Below are 20,519 nucleotides of genomic sequence, written 5' to 3'. Positions count from 1 at the left end.
GGTGCTCGTCAGCCGAAGCCGCGCGAGCTGCCGCCGAAGCCACCCTTGGTGGTGCTGGACTTGACGGTGGAGCCGCCGGTCGTGGGCAGGCCGCCGCGCTGGACGGTGCCGTTGAGGGTGCTGCCGTTGAAGGTGCCGCCCGACGTCGTCTGGCCGATCGCCGGCACGCGCGAGCTGGCACCGAGGTAGTACCAGAAGAAGCCGGACCCGGTGCCGTTGTAGTCGGAGTCGTCGTCGCACTGGTCGTCGTCGACGCGCTCCTCGGTCTCCGGGTCGACGCACACGGCGGCGTAGTCGGCGCTCGAGGAGCAGCCGGTGAGGCTGGAGGCCATGAGCGCGGTGATGCCGAGCGAGATGCTGGTCGAGCGCATGCGGCGGCGTACGGGCGTGGTCATCGGGTCCCTCCCGGGTCCGGGTGCGACGGGTCCTGCGGGAACTTGGGCCGGAACATCTCGAGCATCTGCTCGGCGACGTCGGTGTGGGCGGCGTCGGCCGCCTCGTACTCCGCGAGCCGCTCGTCGAGCCACGCGCGTCCGTGCTGGGCCTCCAGCGAGGCGAGGGTGAGGTGCTCGAGGCGGTCGATGCGCTCGTGGACGTCCTCGAGCACGGTCGCCACGGCGAGCGACTCCTTGTCGAAGACGAGGTTGGCGATGACGTGGCCGATCGCGATCGGCACCAGCACGAGCATCGACACGATCAGGACGGCGCCGACGGCGCGTCCGGTGGTGGAGGCGGGGTAGAAGTCGCCGTAGCCGACGGTCGAGCCGGTCACGATGCCCCACCACAGGCCCTCGATCGGGCCCTTGTCCTCCAGCACGGCGTAGGTCAGCGAGCAGGCGACCCAGATCGCCACGATCGCCAGCACCAGCAGGTGCGGGGCGTTGACGAGGGCCTGCAGGGGACGGGTGAGGAAACGGAGCCGTCGCGCGACGACCGCGTCGGCCTCGTCGACCTCTGCGGACAGCTCCGACATGCGCTTCCCCCGTTCCGCTGTGCTCCTCGCGGGACTATAGGGCTTCCCCGTGTCGCGCCGTCGAAACGTCGCCGCGCCTCAGCGCACCAGGTCCGCGTAGTCCGGGTGCTTGGCGACGTACGCCGCCACGTAGGGGCACGACGGCACGACGCGCAGGCCCCGGGAGCGGGCGTCGTCGAGCGCTCCGCGGGCCAGCCGGGCGGCGTACCCCCGGCCGCCGAACGCCTCGGGGACCTCGGTGTGCACGAGCGTGATCACGTCGCCGGCGAGGCGGTAGTCGATGAGTCCGACCAGCTCGTCGCCGGCACGCAGCTCAAAGCGGCTGCGGTCGGGGGCGTCGGCGAACACTATGTCCACAACGCGAGCGTAGCCCCAGGTGACTTGTGCGTAACCCCGCCGGCGGTGGAAGGTCAGCGCATGGCAGCAACCGCGTCGTCGTACTCGATCACCATGCGGTTGTACACCGCTCCCGACCACCACGTCGTCGGGACCGTCGCCACGTCGATCGCCAAGGGCGGTGGGGTGGTCACCGCGATCGACGTCACCGAGTCCCGCCACGACCGGCTCGTGGTCGACGTGACCTGCTCGGCCGCCGACGCCGACCACTCCCTCGAGCTCGTCGCCGCAGTGGACGCGGTGGAGGGCGTCACCGTCCACAAGGTCAGCGACCGGACGTTCCTGCTCCACCTCGGCGGCAAGATCGAGGTCTCGTCCAAGGTGCCTCTGCGCACCCGCGACGACCTGTCGATGGCCTACACCCCCGGCGTCGGACGCGTGTCGATGGCGATCCACGACAACCCCGAGGACGTCCGCAAGCTCACCATCAAGGGCAACTCCGTCGCCGTGGTCACCGACGGCTCGGCCGTTCTCGGCCTGGGCAACATCGGTCCCGGGGCGGCGCTGCCGGTGATGGAGGGCAAGGCCGCGCTCTTCAAGCGCTTCGCCGGCATCGACGCCTGGCCGATCTGCCTGGCCACCCAGGACACCGACGAGATCGTGCGCGCGGTCGAGATGATCGCCCCCGGCTTCGGCGGCATCAACCTCGAGGACATCGCCGCGCCGCGCTGCTTCGAGATCGAGGCACGCCTGCGCGAGTCGCTCGACATCCCTGTCTTCCACGACGACCAGCACGGCACCGCGATCGTGGTGCTGGCGGCGCTGACCAACGCGCTCCGGTGCGTGGAGAAGCAGCTCGCCGACGTGCGGATCGTGGTCTCGGGTGCCGGTGCCGCGGGCACCGCGATCGTCACGCTGCTCCTCGCCGCGGGCGCGCACGACGTCGTCGTCGTGGACCGCGAGGGCGCCCTGGCCGAGGGCGACGAGTCGCTGTCCGCGGCCCACACCGAGCTCGCCGCCGCGACCAACCCGCGTCGCGCGACCGGCTCCCTGCAGGACGTGCTGGTCGGTGCCGACGTGTTCGTCGGCGTCTCCGCGCCCGGCATCCTCAAGGCCGAGTGGATCCCGACCATGGCCGAGTCGCCGGTCGTCTTCGCGCTTGCCAACCCCGACCCGGAGATCGACCCGGCCGAGGCCGACAAGTACGCCGCCGTGGTGGCGTCGGGCCGCTCAGACTACCCCAACCAGATCAACAACGTGCTCGCCTTCCCGGGTGTCTTCCGCGGCCTGCTCGACGCCAGTGCCCACGAGGTCACCGTCGACATGCTGCTGCGCGCCGCCCAGGCGATCGCCGACACCGTCAGCGAGGAGGAGCTCCACGCCGCCTTCATCATCCCGAGCGTGTTCCACCCCGACGTGACCAAGCGGGTGGCCGCCGCGATCAGCGGCCGCGAGGGCTGAGTCCGGTCACGCCCCGGTCACCTTCCGGGGCCACCAGAACTTTTCGCCGAGCGTGAGCGCGAGCGCCGGCACCAGCACCGTGCGTACGACCAGCGTGTCGAGCAGCACCCCGACGAAGATGATCGCGCCGAGCTGCGCCAGCACCACCAGCGGCAGCACGCCGAGGACGGCGAACACCGCGGCCAGCAGGATGCCGGCGCTGGTGATGACGCCGCCGGTGGCGGTCAGCGCGCGCAGCATGCCCTTGCGGGTGCCGTGCTCGCGCGCCTCCTCCCGCGCCCGGGTGACGAGGAAGATGTTGTAGTCGACGCCGAGCGCGACGAGGAACAGGAAGGCGAGCAGCGGCACGCCGGTGTCCATCGCCTCGAAGCCGAAGACGCCCTGGAAGAGCCACCACGACGCGCCCATCGCAGCGGCGTACGTCGCCAGCACCGTCGCGACGAGCAGCAGCGGGGCCACGATCGAGCGCAGCAGCAGGAGCAGCGCGCCCAGCACCAGCAGCAGGATCAGCGGCAGGATGAGCAGCCGGTCGCTGGCGGCGTAGTCCTTGGCGTCCAGCGCCTCGGCGTCGCCGCCGCCGACGTGGGTGTCGTCGAAGTCGGCCACCGCCGCACGTACGTCGAGCACCACGTCACGCGCCGCGTCGCTGCCCGGTGCCGCATCCGGTACGGCGTCGATGCGGGCGATGCCGTCCGCGCTGGTGGTGATCCGCGCGGAGTCGACGCCGTCGACGCCCTCGACCGCGCCCAGCACCTGCTCGGGGGTGTCGCGGGTGACGACCTGGACCGGGTCGCTGGTGCCGGCCGGGAAGGACTCGCCGAGCCGCTCCGCCGCCGAGATGGCCTCGGGACGCTGGAGGAACTGGTCGGCGGGGTCGAGGCCGGTCGTGATGGAGGTCGTGCCGATCGCGAGCAGGGCCAGGGCGGCGACGGTGCCGGCGACGAAGGTGCGCGGCCGCTTGGCCACGGCGTCGCCGACGCGACGCCACACGCCGCGCGAGTCGACCAGCACCGGGTCGCCGACGCGGGGCACCTTGGGCCAGAAGACCCAGCGGCCGAAGAGCACCAGCGCGGCCGGCAGCACGACGAGTGCGAAGGTCGCGGCGATCACGACACCGACCGCGCAGGCGAGGCCGAGGCCGCGGGTGGTCGGGATCGCGGACAGCAGCAGGGTGAGCAGGCCGAGCACGACCGTCGTGGAGCTCGACACGACCGCCTCGGTGGTGCGGGCGAGCGCGTGGGCCATCGCCTCGTGGCGCGAGTCGGTGGTCTTGAGCTCGTCGCGGTAGCGCGAGATCAGCAGCAGGGCGTAGTCGGTGCCGGCGCCGAAGACGAGCACGCTCAGGATGCCCACCGTCGACTCGTCCCAGGCGACCCCCGTCACCTCGAGGACGTTGGTCGCGACGATGGCGGCGAAGCGGTCGGCGATGCCGACCACGGCGAGGGGGACCAGCCAGAGCACCGGGCTGCGGTAGGTGATGATCAGCAGGATCGCCACGATGCCGGCGGTGGCGAGCAGCAGGCGGAAGTCGGCGCCGTCGAAGACCTGACCGATGTCTGCCTGGATGCCGGCCGGGCCGGTCACCTCCACCGTGACCCCGTCGGGGGCGTCGTCGCGCAGGTCCTCGCGGAGCTTCTCCACGCGGTCGATGTTGTCGGTCGCCGACGTCGAGGTGACGGGCACGGCGACGAACGCGGCGGTGCCGTCCTCGGCCACGACGACCGGCGACTGGGGCGCGCCCCCGCTGTCCGGCGTACCGGAAGGGGGTCCGCCCTGCTCACCCTCGGGTGCGCCCTCGCCGCCCGCCTGCGACAGCAGCGCGACGGCCTGCTGGGTGAGCTCGCCCTGGACCGCCTGGTCGAGCTCGCCGGAGTCGGCGGTCCACAGCACGATGGCGACCTGGCCCTCGTCCTCGGGGAGCCGGTCGGCCAGCTCGACGGCCAGCGTGCTGTCCGCGCCCGCGGGCAGGGTGTCGGTGGCGGAGCCCTCGCGGTCGCCCTCGGGCACCATCGCGATGACCGCGAGCGCCATGAGGAGCGGGATCAGGGCGACGACCCAGGCGAGCCGCCGGCCGGCGATGGCCCGGGCCAGGGCGGGGGTTCGGTGTGCGGACACGATGCTCCTCGGGAGACGAAGGTCGGGCGGCAGAAGTCGCTAGTCAGGGTGATTGCTAACCAAGTTACTTATCAAGTTAGCGGTAGAATGTTTAGAGTGGCAAGTGCGGCGCCTCCTCGGCGCCGGATCGACACCGACGTAGTGAGGACAGCGTGACCGAGCAGCAGGACGCAGCCGAGGCCCCGCCGTGGGTCGCGCGCGGCCAGGAGCGGCAGCAGCCGCCGACGCTGCTCGCCCTGCGTGACCTCGTCGCTGCCGGGAGCCGGGTCAACCACACGGTCGCTCGCCGGGCCGGCCTGAGCGAGACCGAGCTCGTCACCCTCGAGCACCTGACCCGCGAGCAGATCGGGCCCGCCGAGGTGGCGCGCCGGCTCGAGGTCTCCACGGCCGCCGCCACGGGCATCGTCGACCGGCTGGTGTCACGCGGGCACGTCGAGCGGCGACCGCACGAGGTCGACCGCCGGCGCACCGACCTCCACATCACCGACTCGGGCCGCAGCGAGATCGTCGGGCACCTGATGCCGATGTTCAGCGCGCTCCACCGTCACGACTCGTCCTTCACCGACGAGGAGAAGGCGGTCGTCGAGCGCTACCTGCGCGGCGCGGCCGCGGCCTTCGAGGAGATCCTGGAGCGCTGAGCCGGACCCTCAGTCCGGGGGGCCCGCCTTGCGCTGCGCCACCAGGGCGGCGCCGACGATGCCGGCGCGGTTCCGCAGGCTGGCGGGGATGATCTCGGTCTCGATCTCGATGAGGTGGCCGAACTTGTCCCACGACTTGCTCACCCCGCCGCCGACGACGAAGAGGTCGGGGCTGAAGAGCCGCTCCACGTGGCGGAAGTAGCGCGTCAGGCGCTGCGACCACTCCTCCCACGACAGGCCCTCGCGCTCGCGGGCGCTCGTCGCGGTGGTGACCTCGGCGACGGCGCCGTCGAGCTCGAGGTGGCCGAGCTCGGTGTTGGGCACCAGCTCGCCGTCCCAGATCATGGCCGAGCCGATGCCGGTGCCGAGCGTGATGACGAGGACCTGGCCGCGGCGTCCGCGGGCGGCGCCGTACTCCGACTCGGCGAGCCCGGCGGCGTCGGCGTCGTTGACGACGTGGACCTCGCGACCCAGCGCCTCGGTGAAGATCGCGTCAGCGTCCTTGCCGACCCACGACTTGTCGATGTTGGCCGCGGAGTGGACGAACCCGTGGCGCACGATGCCCGGGACGGTCACGCCGACGGGGCTGCTCGAGGCGGGGAAGCTGCCGACGATGCCGCGGAAGACCTCCGCCACGGCGTCGGGCGTGGCCGGGCGCGGGGTGTCGATGCGGACGCGGTCGTGGACGAAGTCGCCGCGCTCGAGGTCGACGGGGGCTCCCTTGATGCCCGTGCCGCCGAAGTCGATGCCGAAGGGGTGCTCCATGGGCACCAACCTATCGCCCGGCCCGGGCGCGTGTGACGCGGGCAACACCGGACGAGACATCTCCCGGGCGACGTTTGACAAAAGGGGGGGTCTTGTCAAAAGAGTTTACAGATCGTACCCTCATGTAAACCCCACGGCAGGAGGTCAGGCAGATGGCTGGATATCCCACCCGACTCGCTCCCAGCGGCACGGTGCCCGACGGCACGACCGAGCTCTGGAAGGACCGCAAGCGCTACCTGTGGCTCATCGGGCTGGTCGTGCCGAGCCTCGCCTTCGTCGCCTTCGGGGGGTACGCCGCCACCGGCTGGGGCGTGTGGTTCTGGGTCGGCCCCATCGTGATCCTCGGCATCGTGCCGGCGATCGACCTGATCGCCGGGCTCGACCGCTCCAACCCGCCCGACGACGTCATCGAGGCGCTCGAGCAGGACCGCTACTACCGCTGGATCACCTACCTCTTCCTGCCCATCCAGTACGCCGGCTTCCTCGGCGCGATGGCCCTCGTCGGTGGGTGGGACGCGTTCGGCGTACTGGCCGACCAGCCCCTGTCGCTGGTCGACGAGGTCGGCCTGGCGATCTCGATCGGCTGCATCGGTGGCATCGGCATCAACACCGCCCACGAGCTCGGGCACAAGAAGGAGGCCAACGAGCGCTGGCTGTCGAAGATCGCGCTGGCCCAGGTGTTCTACGGCCACTTCTACATCGAGCACAACCGCGGGCACCACGTCCGGGTCGCCACCCCCGAGGACCCCGCGAGCGCCCGGCTGGGGGAGAACTTCTACCAGTTCTGGCCGCGCACGGTCGGCGGGTCACTGACGTCGGCCTGGCGCCTGGAGAAGCGCCGGCTGGCCCGGCGCAAGCAGAGCCCGTGGCGCCTCGACAACGACGTGCTGAACGCCTGGCTGATGTCGCTGGTGCTGTGGGCGGGCGTCGTCGCGGCCTTCGGCATCGAGGTCCTTCCCTTCCTCCTCGTCCAGGCGGTCGTCGGCTTCTCGCTCCTCGAGGTCGTCAACTTCATGGAGCACTACGGGATGCTGCGCCAGAAGGTCGGCGAGGGTGAGCGCCAGCGCTACGAGCGGGTGCTGCCGAGCCACAGCTGGAACTCCAACAACATCGCGACCAACGTGCTGCTCTACCACCTCCAGCGCCACAGCGACCACCACGCCAACCCGACCCGGCGCTACCAGACGCTGCGCGACTTCGAGGAGAGCCCGACGCTGCCCACCGGCTACGCCGGGATGATCGTCCTGGCCATCGTGCCGGCCGTCTGGCGGCGCGTGATGGACCAGCGGGTGGTCGACCACTTCGGCGGCGACGTGTCGCTGGCCAACATCAGCCCGCGGAAGCGGGAGGCGTACCTGACGAGGTACGACGCAGCGGGTCACGCAGCTGCGTCGGCGGCGGCTCGCGCCGCGCAGGAGGCCCTGCCCGGTGCCGTGGCCGAGGTCCTCGCCGCTCGCTGTCCCAGCTGCGAGTACGTCTACGAGGTGGCAGCCGGCGACGAGCACGAGGGCTTCGCTGCCGGCACCGCCTGGGCCGACATTCCCGCTGACTGGTGCTGTCCCGACTGCGGGGTGCGCGAGAAGGTCGACTTCGTGCCGTGCGAGCCCGAGCGGTCGGTGGCCTGAACCACGGACGTCACCGCTCACTCCTACACTGCGACCATGCCCTCCACCCGCGACCGCATCGTCTCCGCGGCCGTGGCGATGACGACCTCCTCGGGCTGGGCCTCGGTGACGATGGCCCGGCTCGCCCAGGAGGCGGGGGTGAGCCGGCAGACGGTCTACAACGAGGTCGGGTCCAAGCCGGCGCTGGCCGAGACGATGATCCTCGAGGAGCTCGCCCGCTTCCTCCGTGTGGTCGAGGAGGCCTTCGACGCCGAGCCCGGAGAGCTGACCCGCGCGATCGAGCGCGCGGTGAGCGACGTGCTCACCTACGCCCGGGCCAACCCGCTCCTGCACGCCGTCGTCAGCGCCACCCACGGCGCCGACACCGAGCTGCTGCCGCTGCTGACGACGAACGCCGGCTCCCTCCTCGGCGTCGCCAAGGAGGTCATCAGCGCCCGTGTGGTGCCGTACGCCCCCGGGATCGACCCGGCCCACCTCGACCCGGCCATCGACATGGTCGTGCGGGTGGTGCTCAGCCACGTCATGCAGCCCTCGGGATCGCCGGAGCAGACGGGCGCCGACATCGCCTGGCTCGCCGGGCAGGTGCTCGCGACCTGAGCCCTACGCTTGCTGCGTGAGCGCCGTCGCCTGGGGTACGCCGAGCGCGCGGGGCATCGTCGCCGCCGCGACCCTCGGGTCGGGACTGACCCTGCTCGACGGCACGGTCGTCAACGTCGCGCTGCGCACGATGGGCGAGGACCTCGACGCATCGCTGTCGCAGCTGCAGTGGATCACCAACGGCTACCTGCTCTCGCTGGCCTCGCTCATCCTCCTCGGCGGCTCGCTGGGCGACCGGCTCGGCCGACGCCGCGTCTTCATCATCGGCACGGTCTGGTTCGCACTGGCCTCGTTGCTGTGCGGCCTCGCCCCGACGGCCGAGGTGCTGGTGGTGGCGCGGGTCCTGCAGGGGATCGGCGGCGCACTGCTCACCCCGGGCAGCCTCGCGATGATCCAGGGCGCCTTCCGCGCCGAGGACCGCAGCCGGGCCATCGGCGCGTGGTCCGGGCTCGGCGGAATCGCAGCGGCGCTCGGCCCGCTCGTCGGCGGCCTGCTGGTCGACCACGCGTCCTGGCGCTGGATCTTCCTCATCAACCTGCCTCTCGCCGCGCTCACCGTGTGGCTGGCGCTGCGGTGGGTGCCCGAGACCCGCGACCCCCGTGCCCACGGCCGCTTCGACCTCACGGGGGCGGTGCTCGCCTCGCTCGCGCTCGCGGGAACCACCTGGGCCCTCACCGACGCCGGCGGCCCGGTGACGCCGTGGGCCGCCGCGCTCGGGCTGCTCGCTGCGGTGGCCTTCGTGGTCGTCGAGCGCAGGACCCGCGAGCCGATGGTCCCGCTGGGGCTCTTCGCCGACCGGACCTTCAGCGCCGCGAACCTCATGACGCTGCTCGTCTACGCCGCCCTCGGCGCGATCCTGTTCTTCCTCGTGCTCCAGCTCCAGACCGTCGGCGGCTACGGCGCCCTCGCGGCCGGGCTGGCGACGCTGCCGATCACCGCCTGCATGCTCTTCCTCGCCGCTCGCGGCGGGGCGCTGGGCGAGCGGATCGGGCCGCGGATCCCGATGACCTTCGGTCCGCTCGTGATGGCTGCCGGCACCCTGTGGCTGCTCGTGGTCGGTCCCGACGTGGTGTGGTGGCGCGACGTCGCCCCGGGCCTGACGGTCTTCGGGCTCGGCCTGGCGCTGATGGTCGCCCCGCTGACGGCGACCGTGCTCGCCGCGGCGCCGGACGAGGTGGCCGGCGTGGCGAGCGGGATCAACAACGCCGTGGCCCGCGCGGGCTCCCTGCTCGCGGTCGCCGCCCTGCCGATGGCCGTCGGACTGGCCGGCGACGACTACCGCGACCCGGCACGCTTCGACACGGCGTACGGCTCGGCGATGGTGGCCTGCGCCGTGCTGCTCGTGGTGGGCGGGGTGGTCTCGTGGTTCACCATTCCCGCTCGGGTCCGCACGCCTGCCCCTGCCGCCTAGGGTCTGTGGCATGCACGGGCGACGGGGACTGCGGGGCGGAGTGGCAGCGGCCGCGCTGGTCCTGCTGCTCGGCGCCTGCAGCGAGGCCGGGAGCACCGGCGAACCGGAGCCCGGGCCGGCGCCCTCCTCCACCGAGCCACCGACGACGCCTGCCGTCCCGGTCGCGGACCCGGAGCACGCTGTCGACCCTCCCGGGGAGCGCGACGGTCGGCTGTGGAGCGCCGACATCCTCGTACAGTGGGACCAGCCGCTGGACGACGACCTGGTCGAGGAGATCGAGAAGCTCAGGGGCGTCGCGCACACCGAGCGGATCGGCCTCGGCCAGGTCAGCCTGGAGAACCGCGTGCTGACCGTCGCGTCCGTCGACCCGGCCGACTACCGCCACTTCACCCGCGCCGAGGTGGCGGACTTCCAGGAGGCCTGGGACCGGGTGGCGGGCGGCGAGCTGGCGATCGACCGCGCCGTCGCGCGACGGCTCGCGGACGACGACGGGATGATCCGCCTCGGCAACGACGACGACGCCCCGGTGCTGCACGTGGGGGCGTACACCCCCCAGATCCCGACGATCGACATGGTGGTCAACACCGCGTGGGCCGAGGACATCGAGATGGCCACGAGCAACGGCCTGCTGATCTCGACCGACGACATCACCCCCGCCACGATCCGCAAGCCCCTCGAGCGGCTGGTCGGCGAGGACGTGTCGGTCCAGATGCTCGACGTCGCATCGCGGATCGGGCTCGACCCCGACGCCCGGCTCACCGCCATCCCGACCGGTGGCACCTTGGGCAGCGTCGTCGGGACCTACCGCTACCGCGTGGTCGGCGGCAACCGGATCGCGCCGGACCCCGCGTGGGTGGCGGCCAACATCCGCACCGAGGTCGTGCCGATCCTCGGCAGCGTCACCTGCCACGAGGACCTCTTCCCCCAGCTGCGCGCGGCGCTGCTGGAGGTGCAGCAGCGCGGGCTGGCCGACGAGATCAACCCCGGCGAGTACGCCGGCTGCTACTACCCGCGCTTCATCGCGAACACCACGACCCTGTCCAACCACTCCTTCGGCCTGGCCCTCGACCTCAACGTGCCCGGCAACCTGCGCGGCACCGTCGGGGAGATGGACCGCGACGTGGTGGCGATCTTCAAGACGTGGGGCTTCGCGTGGGGCGGGGACTGGCGCTACACCGACCCGATGCACTTCGAGCTCAGCGAGGTGAAGGCGGTCGGCTGAGCACGGCCCCCTAGGCTCGCTTGCATGAAGGCAGTCCAGGTCCTCACGCCCACCGGTCCAGCCGACATCGAGGTCCGCGACGTCGACCCGCCGACCCCCGGCCCCCACGACGTGCTCGTCGAGGTGCACAGCGTCGGGGTGGCCTTCCCCGACCTGCTGCTGAGCCGCGGGGAGTACCAGTTCAAGCCCGAGCCGCCCTTCACGCTCGGCGTCGACTTCGCCGGCGTCGTCCTCGACCCCGGCTCGCCGGAGTCCAGCGGCTTCAGCGTCGGCCAGCGGGTCGCGGGCGTGAACCTCCACGGCGGGGCGGCCGAGCAGGTCGCCAACCCGGCGATCTTCACCTTCGCGCTGCCCGACGCGCTGTCGTACGACGAGGGCGCGGCGCTGCCGATGAACTACCTCACCGCCCTCTTCGCGCTCGAGGAGCGCGGGAGCCTGCGCGAGGGCGAGACGGTCCTCGTCCACGGTGCGGCCGGCGGGGTCGGCACCGCCACCCTGCAGGTCGCCAAGGGCCTCGGCGCCCGCACCATCGCCGTCGTGAGCACCGAGGAGAAGGCCGCCTTCGCGCGCGCCGCGGGAGCGGACGAGGTCGTCGTCGGCCCGGACTTCAAGGACGCCGTCAAGGAGCTGACCCAGGGCGTGGGTGTCGACGTGGTCCTCGACGTCGTCGGCGGCCCCGCCTTCACCGACTCGCTGCGCTGCCTCGCCGAGCAGGGGCGGGTGCTGGTGGTCGGCTTCGCCGCCGGGCAGGGCATCCCCGAGGTCAAGGTCAACCGTCTCCTGCTGGGCAACACCGACGTCCGCGGTGTCGGCTGGGGGGCGTACGCCATGACCCGCCCGGGCTACATGCAGAAGCAGTGGCACCGCCTCGAGCCGATGATCGCCTCGGGTGTCGTGCGACCGCCGGTCGGTGCGACGTACGAGCTCGGCGACTTCGGGCGCGCGCTCGTCGACATGGACGAGCGCCGCACCCTGGGCAAGTCGGTCGTGCGGGTCCGCTGATTCACCGGCGCACGCGCAGCTTCGCCTTCACGGGGTAGTAGCTGCGCTTGGTCGCCTTGACGGTGATCCGTCCGGGTCGGGCCTGCCCGGGGAACCGGATCGCGCAGCGCCCGGCACCGTTGGTGGTGCAGCGACGACCGGCGGCGCGGACCTTCACCCCGGCCACCCCGCCGTCGACGTCGGTCACCCGGAAGACGACCCGCTGGGCCCGGTTCACCCGCCACCGGCCGGGCGTGGCCCGCAGCCTCATCTGCGCCAGCGCGGACATTGCCTGGATCCGCGACGGGTCGCCGGCCTCGTTGCCGGTCAGGAGCAGCTCGGCGCGCAGCGCGCCGGCACTGCTGACCTCGAGGCCGAACGTGCTGTAGAGGTCGTCGAGCCGGACCGGCCTGCGGTCGATGGTCCAGCCCCGCGCCGAGACCCGCGAGACCCGCGGGGTGTAGCCGATCGGCCCCTGGGCGGCGACCCACAGGTGGCCGTCGGGCAGGCTCGCCAGCGCGACGTTGTTGGGGCCGTCCATGCCCCGGACGCGGTGGATGCCGTTGGCGGCGATGTCCCACAGCACGACCTCCCCGTCGATCGCGTAGGCCGCCACCGGCCCGACTCCGGGCCGGTCGACCACGGCCATCGGCTGGCCCGGGTTGGTGTAGGTGCCGGGCGCGCGGACCGGCGCGCCCAGGAACGGCCAGACCTGCCGGGCGTAGATCCCGGAGCCCCGGATGCTCTGGTAGACCACGAGCACGGCCGAACCGGTGGCCACCAGGCTCGCGGCGTTGGCGTCGTGGTCGGTGAACTCCTGCACCGTCGCGGCCGGGAGTGCGGCCTCGGGCACCGTCCCGACGTTCCAGTGGAACCCGCCGGTGTCGCCGTAGCCGGTGATCGGCGTGCCGTCGGGGGTGTACGCCATCGTGACGCCGCCGTCGCTGATGCTCGGCGCGAGCACCTCGCGCGGCAGCACCCACGACGCGCCGCCGTCGCCGGAGACGGCGGTGTAGACGCCCTTGTAGGTGAAGAAGTTGGAGGTGTCGCCGTCGGCGGTCCCGCGGAACGCCAGGCGGAGGCTGCCGTCGGCGTTCACGCCGAGGTCCACCGGCGTGCTGAGCTGGGCCCAGTCGGTGGCGAGGACGCGGGTGACCCGGCCCTGCGAGCCGCTCGGGGAGATCGTGGTGTGCTCGTAGTTGTGGGTGCGGTCGGGGTTGTCCACGATCCACACGACGTGCTGGGTGCCGTCGGCCGTGCGCGCGACCGCCGCCTGCGCGAAGTTGGGCGAGACGCTGGAGGTCAGCGGCTGCCACGACCGCGGCGTCACACGCTCCGCGCTCGCCGCCGAGCCGGGCGGGGCGGCGGCCGCGGCCACGAGGACGCCGGTCGAGACGAGCAGGGCCAGGGAGCGGGCGCGTACGAACATGAGGTCCTCCCGATCGGAGCCGTGTGGCTCGGTCCAGACTCACCCATCCGGGCGGGTTTGCCACTCGTGCCAGCACCTGGTCTGGACCGGTCCGGCTCCGCGTGTGCTGGGCGCGCGACGTTATGGTCGGAGGCGTGACGATCCTCGATGACGCCCGCGAGGGCATGAACCCCGACATCCGCCCCCAGGACGACCTGTTCGGCCACGTCAACGGGCGTTGGCTGGACGAGACCGAGATCCCCTCGGACAAGTCGAGCTGGGGTGCCTTCATCGCCCTCGCCGACGCCGCCGAGCAGCAGGTCCGCGACATCATCACCGAGCTCGCCGACCGTCCCGCCGACCAGCTCTCCAGTGACGAGGAGACCAAGATCGCGGCGCTCTACGCCTCCTTCATGGACACCGAGCGGATCGAGGCGCTCGGCCTCGAGCCCGTCCGCGACCTGCTCGACCGCGCCCACGCGATCGGCGACCTCGCCGCCCTCGCCGACTTCCTCGGCATGTTCGAGCGCATCGGCGGCCCCGGGCTGTTCGGCTCCTACATCACGCCCGACCGGGTCGACGCCTCGAAGAACATCGTCTACCTCGCCCAGGGTGGGCTCGGACTGCCCGACGAGTCCTACTACCGCGACGAGAAGTTCGCCGAGATCCGCGCCACCTACGAGAAGTACCTCACGACCCTCCTCACGCTGAGCGAGCACGAGGACCCAGCCGGCGCGGCCGCCCGCGTCCTGGCCTACGAGACCCGGCTGGCCGAGGGCCACTGGGAGGCCGCCGCCACCCGCGACGTGCAGAAGACGACCAACCACCTCTCGCTCGAGCAGCTGCGCGAGCTCTGCCCGGCCTTCGAGTGGTCGACCTACGTCGCGGCCCTCGGCGGCAGCGACGAGACGCTGCGCACCACGATCGTGATGCAGCCCGACTTCTTCTCCCACCTGTCCACGGTGCTGGAGGAGACGCCGATCGAGACCTGGCGCGACATCCTGCACGTGCGCATCGTCCGCAGCTCCGCGCCCTACCTGCCCGAGCCGTTCGTCGAGGCCAACTTCGACTTCTACGGCCGCACCCTCAACGGCACCCCCGAGCTGCGCGCCCGCTGGAAGCGCGGCGTCGACTTCGTCGAGGGCGCGATCGGCGAGGCCGTCGGCAAGGTCTACGTCTCGCGGCACTTCCCGCCCACGTCGAAGCAGATGATGGACGAGCTCGTCGCCAACCTCGTGACGGCCTACCGCCGCTCGATCGAGACGCTCGACTGGATGGGCGAGGACACCAAGCAGAAGGCGTACGACAAGCTCGACCGCTTCTACCCCAAGATCGGCTACCCGACGGAGTTCCGCGACTACTCCGAGCTCGAGATCTCCGCCGACGACCTGATGGGCAACGTCGCGTCGGCCTCGGCGTTCGAGACCGACCGCCAGCTCGAGAAGGTCGGCCAGCCGGTCGACCGCGACGAGTGGCTGATGCTCCCGCAGACGGTCAACGCCTACTACCACCCCGGCACCAACGAGATCTGCTTCCCGGCCGCGATCCTCCAGCCCCCGTTCTTCAGCCCTGACGCCACGGACGCGGAGAACTACGGCGGCATCGGCGCGGTCATCGGCCACGAGATCGGGCACGGGTTCGACGACCAGGGTGCGCAGTACGACGGCGACGGCAACCTGCACGACTGGTGGACCGCCGACGACAAGTCCGCGTTCGAGGCCAAGTCGCAGGCCCTCATCGCGCAGTACGACGCCTTCGAGCCGCGCAACCTGCCCGGCGAGCACGTCAACGGCAGCCTCACGGTCGGCGAGAACATCGGGGACCTCGGCGGCCTGACGATCGCGCACAAGGCGTACGTCATCAGCCAGGGCGGCGACGCCTCGGTCGAGGACCGGCGCTCGCTCTTCCTCAACTGGAGCCACGTGTGGCGCACCAAGCGTCGCAAGGAGCAGGAGCTGCAGTACCTCACGATCGACCCGCACAGCCCGGCCGAGTTCCGCGCCAACATCGTGCGCAACCTCGACGAGTTCCACGACGTGTTCGAGACCGCGCCCGGCGACGGGCTGTGGCTCGAGCCGGAGTCGCGCGTCCGGATCTGGTGAGCAGGGCCGCGAGGCGGCCCTGCTCGTCGCTCAGCTCGGGATGGTCGCGCAGACCACGTCGAGGGTGAGGACCTGACCGGTCAGGCTGCCGAGCAGGTTGAGCCCGCTCGCACTGAAGGCGGTGTCGCTGGTGCGGGTGACCTCGCTGACCAGGTTCACCAGCGGGGCGGCGTACCCCGCGGTCGCGGCGATCGCCTTCTTGCCCGCAGGGCATGCGGCGGTGATCGAGTCGGTGCCACCCAGGCCCGGGATCGACACCGTGCGGGTGATCACCTCGAAACCGCTCAGGCCCGCGGCGCCCTGGGGGCCGGCCGGGCCGGTCGCGCCCCGCGGGCCCGTCTCGCCGGCGGGACCGCGGAGCTTGCTCTTCGCCTTCGCCGAGAAGTCCTTGGGCTTGAGGGTGCGGTTCTTGACGTCGGCCGAGGTGAGGCTGCCGTCCTTGACCTGCTTGCCGGTGATGAGGCGGGACGCCGTGGCGCCGGCTGCGGCCGAGAGGACGAGGGCGATGACGGCGACGAGGACGGCCAGGGCCGTGCGGGGCGTGGTCTTCACGGGACACTCCAGGGTTCGATGTGGGCCTTCTGTTGGCTGGCTGTGGAGATCGAGGGTAGGACTGCGCGGCGGTGCCCGGGAGCCGATCCGCGATTTCCGTGACAGCCCTGCGCAGGATGTTGAATGAGCCCGTGACGATCCCGGGCCACGACCAGTCCAGCTATCGCCTGCGCCTCGAGTGGGGGCCGACCGGCGCCGAGGCCGTGCGAGCCGACTACGCCGTCGTCGTCGACGTGCTGTCCTTCACGACCACGTTGAGCGTCGCGGTCGAGCGCGGCATCGAGGTCTTCCCGTTCCGCTGGCGCGACGCCCGGGCGGCCGAGCACGCCATGCGCCACGCCGCGACCCTGGCGGTCGGCAGGTTCGAGGCGCTCTCGCGCGGCGACGCGCGCCACGTCTCGCTCTCGCCGGCCAGCCTGGCCGAGGTCGAGGGGGTGGAGCGCCTCGTGCTGCCCTCGCCCAACGGCTCCACCATCGCCTTCGCGCTCGCCGACGCTGGCTCGAGCGTGGTCGGCGCGTGCCTGCGCAACGCCGGCGCCGTCGCCCGGTGGCTGGCGCCGCGGGTGGCCGCCGGCGCGAGCGTGGTCGTCGTACCTGCGGGGGAGCGGTGGTACGACGACACGCTGCGCCCGGCGGCCGAGGACCTGTGGGGCGCGGGCGCGGTCCTCGACGCGCTCCTCGACGCTCCGGGGGTCGACGCCGGTGCGAGCCCCGAGGCGCGGATGGCGGTCGCCGCGTGGCGCGCGACCGACCTCCCGACCGACCTGCTCGACTGCGCCGGCGGTCGCGAGCTCCGGGAGGCCGGCTTCGTGGCCGACGTGGAGATCGCCGCGCAGCACGACGTCAGCGAGGTGGTGCCGGTGCTGGTGGGCGAGTCGTTCCGTGACGCCGCGACCCTGCCGCCGGACGGCCCGCGGCTGCGCCGGGTCGGATCGTGAGCAAAACCTGACCGTTCGGTCTGGTGGCGGCGGGGCCGCATTGCCTACTGTGAGCGCGGTCACACTCGGATGGCCACGATCTCGGAGGACTCACACAGATGAATCGCACGACTCGACGCCTGGCAGTGCTGGGCTCGGCCCTCGCCGGCCTGCTCACGCCGCTCCTTCTCCAGCCGGTCCAGGCCGCCGCGCCGGCCTACGTCGCCCTCGGCGACTCCTACGCCTCAGGCACCGGCACCCGCTCCTACATCAGCGACGGCACCAGCTGCCAGCGCTCCACCTCGGCCTACCCGAGCCTGATCGCCGCCGCTCGCGGCTACGCGCTCAACTTCCGCGCCTGCTCCGGCGCGACCATCCCCGACGTCACCAACACCCAGCTGGCGGCGCTGACGTCGGCGACGAACTACGTGTCGATCTCGGTCGGGGGCAACGACGCCGGCTTCGCCGACGTGCTCACCACCTGCGCCACGCCCTGGTGGGCCGGCAACTGTGACGGCGCGATCAACTCCGCCCAGTCCTTCGTCAACAACACCCTGCCGTCCCGGCTGACGACCCTCTACTCCCAGATCCGCGCGCGTGCGCCGTACGCCAAGGTCGTGGTCGTGGGCTACCCGCGGATCTTCAACGGTGAGGACTGCAACGCCTTCACGTGGTTCTCCCCGGCGGAGCAGACGCGGCTCAACCAGACCGCCGACCTGCTCAACAGCCGTCTCGCCGCTGCCGCGTCGGCTGCCGGCTTCTCCTTCGCCAACCCCACCAGCCGCTTCGTCGGCCACGCCGTCTGCGCCGACGACGAGTGGATCAACGGGCTGTCCAGCCCGATCAGCGAGAGCTACCACCCCAAGGCCAACGGCCACGCCAGCGGCTACACCCCCACCGTGAGCCCGCTGCTCACCGGCGCCGCCGTCGCCGTGACCGCCCAGGTCGTCGCCGAGTCCTCCTCCTCGGCCGACGAGCAGGCCGCGCTCCAGAGCCAGTACGCCGACGCCGACCGCTCCATCGAGCCGGAGACCTTCGTGGCCCCGGACCTCACCACCCCCGAGGCACGTCGTGACGCCCGTCGGGCCGGGGTCGACATCGAGAAGTTCCTGGAGCGCAGCGCGCGTCGCTGAGCCTTCTCGACCCCCGGGTAGTCCACCGGGACGTGGTTGCCGGCCGTCGCGCCGAACGACCACTTCCCGGTGGACTACGCAACCGCCGGGCGGGCCGTCGGTCCCTGTTGGTAGACAGGGGACATGACCACCCCCACTCCCGCCGCACCCGTCGCCGACGACGTACGCCGCTCGGCCCGCGAGTCCGCCGAGCGCCACCTCCGGGCCCTCGTCGGACGCGACGACGCCGTCCTGCGGGAGGACCAGTGGGCGGCCATCGAGGCGCTCGCGGTCGACCACCGTCGCGCGCTCGTCGTGCAGCGCACCGGGTGGGGCAAGTCGGCGGTCTACTTCGTCGCCACCAAGCTGCTGCGCGAGGAGGGCGCCGGCCCGACCGTCATCGTGAGCCCGCTGCTCGCGCTGATGCGCAACCAGATCGCCGCGGCCGAGCGTGCGGGCATCCGCGCGGTGACCATCAACTCCACCAACATCGACCAGTGGCAGCCGATCAACGACCAGATCCATGCCGGCGAGGTCGACGTGCTGCTGGTGAGCCCCGAGCGACTCAACAACCCCGGCTTCCGTGACGAGGTGCTGCCGCGCCTGGCCGCGACGTGCGGCCTGCTGGTGGTCGACGAGGCCCACTGCATCTCCGACTGGGGCCACGACTTCCGCCCCGACTACCGCCGCCTCCGCACGCTGCTGGCCGAGCTGCCGGCGGGGATCCCGGTGCTGGCCACGACCGCGACGGCCAACTCCCGCGTCACCGGCGACGTCGCAGAGCAGCTCGGGGTGCACGCCGAGGGCACGGGCGACTCCGCGGTGCTCGTGCAGCGCGGCACCCTCGACCGCGAGTCGCTGCGCCTCGGCGTCGTACGTCTCAGGACGCCGGAGCAGCGCCTGGCCTGGCTGGCCGACCACCTCGCCGAGCAGCCCGGGTCGGGCATCGTCTACTGCCTCACCGTCGCCGCCACCCAGGAGGTCGCCGGCTACCTCCGCGACCGCGGCCTGGAGGTCGCGGCCTACTCCGGCCAGACCGAGGCCGACGAGCGTCACGGCCTCGAGCAGGCCCTGGTGGACGGTCGGGTGAAGGCCCTCATCGCGACCAGCGCGCTCGGGATGGGCTTCGACGCCAGCCTCGGCTTCGTGATCAACCTCGGCGCACCCGCCTCGCCCGTGGCCTACTACCAGCAGGTCGGCCGTGCCGGGCGCGGCACCGACGACGCCACCGTCGTGCTGCTGCCGCAGGTCGAGGACCGCGACATCTGGGCCTACTTCGCCTCCCTCGGCTTCCCGCGCGAGGAGCAGGTGCGCGAGACTCTGGCCGCGCTCGCCGACTCCGAGCGTCCGCTCTCCACCGCGACGATCGAGACCCGTGTCGAGCTCGGTCGCAACCGGCTCGAGTCGATGCTCAAGGTGCTCGACGTCGACGGTGCGGTGCAGCGGGTGCAGGGCGGCTGGATCGCCACCGGCCGGCCCTGGCACTACGACGCCGAGCGCTACGCCCGCGTCGCCGAGGCACGCGAGCGCGAGCAGCAGGCCATGCTGGGCTACCTCGACACCGACCAGTGCCGGATGCGCTACCTGCGCGAGCAGCTCGACGACGAGGGCGCTACCGACTGCGGGCGCTGCGACAACTGCGGCGGTCTCGACCTGTCGACGTCGGTGAGCGAGGCCGCGGTCGCCGAGGCTGGTGAGCGGCTCTCGCGCCCCGGCGTCACCATCGACCCGCGCCGGATGTGGCCCACCGCGCTGGCCAACCTCGGCCTCGACCTCAGGGGCAAGATCTCCGCCGGCGCCGAGCCGGGCCGCGCGGTCGCCCGGCTCACCGACCTCGGCCACGGCCAGGCGCTGCGCGACCTCTTCCGCGAGGACACCCCCGACGGTCCGGTCCCGCCCGGGCTGGCGCAGGCGGTGATGGACGTGATGAAGGACTGGGCGCCGCAGTGGCGCAGCCGGCCCGACGCGATCGTCGTGACCGAGTCGGCGACCCGGCCGACGCTGACGCGCGACCTCGCCGAAGGCCTCGCGCGGGTGATGCAGGTGCCGGTCGTCGGCACCTGGGCGGTGCGCGACGCGACCGTGCCCCCGCGTGCCGGTCAGTCCAACTCCGCGCAGCGCGTCGCCGCCGTACGCCGCCGCAGCGGGCTGGTCGCCGAGGTGCCGCCGGGCGCCACGGTGCTGCTGGTCGACGACCTGGTCGAGACGGGGTGGAGCTCGACGCTCGCCGCGGTCGCGCTGCGCGAGGCCGGTGCCAGCGCGGTGCTGCCGCTGTGGCTGGGCAGCCGGTCCTAGCGGCCGACT

18 protein-coding genes are annotated in these 20,519 nt (G+C 72.3%); 11 read left to right on the top strand and 7 right to left on the bottom strand.

What is annotated here, in order from left to right:
* Window positions 1-8: 8 nt before the first annotated feature.
* From IRX98_RS13985 to IRX98_RS13975, 3 genes are all read right to left on the bottom strand, one after another.
* A complete protein-coding gene (locus IRX98_RS13985; RefSeq protein WP_224277740.1) occupies window positions 9-395 on the bottom strand; it encodes a hypothetical protein in 387 nt (128 codons plus the stop codon).
* The gene (locus IRX98_RS13980; RefSeq protein ID WP_224277739.1) at window positions 392-973 is read right to left on the bottom strand and encodes a potassium channel family protein; all 582 of its coding nucleotides are present in this window, start codon (window positions 971-973) and stop codon (window positions 392-394) included. The genes IRX98_RS13985 and IRX98_RS13980 overlap by 4 nt, the downstream gene beginning before the upstream one ends.
* 78 nt (window positions 974-1,051) lie before the next feature.
* Entirely contained in the window at window positions 1,052-1,330 is a 279-nt protein-coding gene (locus IRX98_RS13975) for a GNAT family N-acetyltransferase (protein ID WP_224277737.1), read from the bottom strand.
* 60 nt (window positions 1,331-1,390) lie between these two features.
* On the opposite strand from IRX98_RS13975, the gene IRX98_RS13970 reads away from it, so the two are divergent.
* Window positions 1,391-2,770 (top strand): NAD-dependent malic enzyme, encoded by a 1,380-nt coding sequence (locus IRX98_RS13970; protein WP_224277735.1) that lies wholly within the window; start codon window positions 1,391-1,393, stop codon window positions 2,768-2,770.
* Between the two features lie 6 nt (window positions 2,771-2,776).
* On the opposite strand, the gene IRX98_RS13965 is transcribed toward IRX98_RS13970, so the two are convergent.
* Complete coding sequence (locus IRX98_RS13965; protein WP_224277733.1) at window positions 2,777-4,885, bottom strand: MMPL family transporter; 2,109 nt, start codon at window positions 4,883-4,885, stop codon at window positions 2,777-2,779.
* Between the two features lie 152 nt (window positions 4,886-5,037).
* Between IRX98_RS13965 and IRX98_RS22705 the strand changes: the two genes are divergently transcribed.
* A complete protein-coding gene (locus IRX98_RS22705; protein ID WP_224277731.1) occupies window positions 5,038-5,523 on the top strand; it encodes a MarR family winged helix-turn-helix transcriptional regulator in 486 nt (161 codons plus the stop codon).
* Window positions 5,524-5,532: 9 nt separating this feature from the next.
* Here the strand turns inward: IRX98_RS22705 and ppgK are convergent, their stop codons facing one another.
* Window positions 5,533-6,348 (bottom strand): polyphosphate--glucose phosphotransferase, encoded by an 816-nt coding sequence (ppgK, locus tag IRX98_RS13955; protein WP_372456089.1) that lies wholly within the window; start codon window positions 6,346-6,348, stop codon window positions 5,533-5,535.
* A 92-nt stretch (window positions 6,349-6,440) separates the two neighbouring features.
* On the opposite strand from ppgK, the gene IRX98_RS23520 reads away from it, so the two are divergent.
* Genes IRX98_RS23520 through IRX98_RS13925 form a run of 5 tightly spaced genes read left to right on the top strand, consistent with a single transcriptional unit; the run spans window position 6,441 to window position 12,145 of the window.
* Window positions 6,441-7,913 (top strand): fatty acid desaturase, encoded by a 1,473-nt coding sequence (locus IRX98_RS23520; RefSeq protein WP_308045019.1) that lies wholly within the window; start codon window positions 6,441-6,443, stop codon window positions 7,911-7,913.
* A gap of 36 nt (window positions 7,914-7,949) precedes the next feature.
* Window positions 7,950-8,510, top strand: a complete 561-nt coding sequence (locus tag IRX98_RS13940; protein WP_224277727.1) for a TetR/AcrR family transcriptional regulator — start codon at window positions 7,950-7,952, stop codon at window positions 8,508-8,510.
* A 16-nt stretch (window positions 8,511-8,526) separates the two neighbouring features.
* On the top strand, window positions 8,527-9,921 hold the full coding sequence (locus IRX98_RS13935; protein WP_224277724.1) for an MFS transporter: 1,395 nt from the start codon (window positions 8,527-8,529) through the stop codon (window positions 9,919-9,921).
* A gap of 10 nt (window positions 9,922-9,931) precedes the next feature.
* Window positions 9,932-11,143 carry a M15 family metallopeptidase gene (locus IRX98_RS13930; RefSeq protein ID WP_224277722.1) on the top strand — a complete coding sequence of 404 codons (1,212 nt, stop codon included), beginning with the start codon at window positions 9,932-9,934 and terminating at the stop codon, window positions 11,141-11,143.
* Between the two features lie 24 nt (window positions 11,144-11,167).
* Entirely contained in the window at window positions 11,168-12,145 is a 978-nt protein-coding gene (locus IRX98_RS13925; protein WP_224277721.1) for an NADPH:quinone oxidoreductase family protein, read from the top strand.
* 1 nt (window position 12,146) lies between these two features.
* Here the strand turns inward: IRX98_RS13925 and IRX98_RS13920 are convergent, their stop codons facing one another.
* Complete coding sequence (locus IRX98_RS13920) at window positions 12,147-13,553, bottom strand: hypothetical protein (RefSeq protein ID WP_224277719.1); 1,407 nt, start codon at window positions 13,551-13,553, stop codon at window positions 12,147-12,149.
* Window positions 13,554-13,687: 134 nt separating this feature from the next.
* Between IRX98_RS13920 and IRX98_RS13915 the strand changes: the two genes are divergently transcribed.
* On the top strand, window positions 13,688-15,634 hold the full coding sequence (locus IRX98_RS13915; protein ID WP_308045013.1) for a M13 family metallopeptidase: 1,947 nt from the start codon (window positions 13,688-13,690) through the stop codon (window positions 15,632-15,634).
* Between the two features lie 30 nt (window positions 15,635-15,664).
* Here the strand turns inward: IRX98_RS13915 and IRX98_RS13910 are convergent, their stop codons facing one another.
* Window positions 15,665-16,186 (bottom strand): collagen-like protein, encoded by a 522-nt coding sequence (locus IRX98_RS13910; protein ID WP_224277717.1) that lies wholly within the window; start codon window positions 16,184-16,186, stop codon window positions 15,665-15,667.
* A 131-nt stretch (window positions 16,187-16,317) separates the two neighbouring features.
* Between IRX98_RS13910 and IRX98_RS13905 the strand changes: the two genes are divergently transcribed.
* The 3 genes from IRX98_RS13905 to IRX98_RS13895 all read left to right on the top strand — a co-directional run bounded on the left by IRX98_RS13905 (window position 16,318) and on the right by IRX98_RS13895 (window position 20,510).
* Window positions 16,318-17,124: a 2-phosphosulfolactate phosphatase gene (locus IRX98_RS13905; RefSeq protein WP_224277715.1), complete on the top strand. Its 807-nt coding sequence runs from the start codon at window positions 16,318-16,320 to the stop codon at window positions 17,122-17,124.
* A 98-nt stretch (window positions 17,125-17,222) separates the two neighbouring features.
* Window positions 17,223-18,236: an SGNH/GDSL hydrolase family protein gene (locus IRX98_RS13900; protein ID WP_224277713.1), complete on the top strand. Its 1,014-nt coding sequence runs from the start codon at window positions 17,223-17,225 to the stop codon at window positions 18,234-18,236.
* A 123-nt stretch (window positions 18,237-18,359) separates the two neighbouring features.
* A complete protein-coding gene (locus IRX98_RS13895; protein ID WP_224277711.1) occupies window positions 18,360-20,510 on the top strand; it encodes a RecQ family ATP-dependent DNA helicase in 2,151 nt (716 codons plus the stop codon).
* The last annotated feature ends 9 nt before the right edge of the window (window positions 20,511-20,519 follow it).

It is taken from the genome of Nocardioides lacusdianchii (assembly GCF_020102855.1).
Lineage (GTDB): Bacteria > Actinomycetota > Actinomycetes > Propionibacteriales > Nocardioidaceae > Nocardioides > Nocardioides lacusdianchii.
The sequence above is the reverse complement of the archived record's forward strand: the minus strand, read 5'-3'. Positions and strand labels throughout refer to the sequence as shown.

Bases quoted from the DNA above. Each gene is read 5' to 3' on its own strand.
- IRX98_RS13985 (WP_224277740.1), bottom strand. From the start codon at position 395: ATGACCACGCCCGTACGCCGCCGCATGCGCTCGACCAGCATCTCGCTC.
- IRX98_RS13980 (WP_224277739.1), bottom strand. From the start codon at position 973: ATGTCGGAGCTGTCCGCAGAGGTCGACGAGGCCGACGCGGTCGTCGCG.
- IRX98_RS13970 (WP_224277735.1), top strand. From the start codon at position 1,391: ATGGCAGCAACCGCGTCGTCGTACTCGATCACCATGCGGTTGTACACC.
- ppgK (WP_372456089.1), bottom strand. From the start codon at position 6,348: ATGTCTCGTCCGGTGTTGCCCGCGTCACACGCGCCCGGGCCGGGCGAT.
- IRX98_RS23520 (WP_308045019.1), top strand. From the start codon at position 6,441: ATGGCTGGATATCCCACCCGACTCGCTCCCAGCGGCACGGTGCCCGAC.
- IRX98_RS13940 (WP_224277727.1), top strand. From the start codon at position 7,950: ATGCCCTCCACCCGCGACCGCATCGTCTCCGCGGCCGTGGCGATGACG.
- IRX98_RS13930 (WP_224277722.1), top strand. From the start codon at position 9,932: ATGCACGGGCGACGGGGACTGCGGGGCGGAGTGGCAGCGGCCGCGCTG.
- IRX98_RS13925 (WP_224277721.1), top strand. From the start codon at position 11,168: ATGAAGGCAGTCCAGGTCCTCACGCCCACCGGTCCAGCCGACATCGAG.
- IRX98_RS13920 (WP_224277719.1), bottom strand. From the start codon at position 13,553: ATGTTCGTACGCGCCCGCTCCCTGGCCCTGCTCGTCTCGACCGGCGTC.
- IRX98_RS13900 (WP_224277713.1), top strand. From the start codon at position 17,223: ATGAATCGCACGACTCGACGCCTGGCAGTGCTGGGCTCGGCCCTCGCC.
- IRX98_RS13895 (WP_224277711.1), top strand. From the start codon at position 18,360: ATGACCACCCCCACTCCCGCCGCACCCGTCGCCGACGACGTACGCCGC.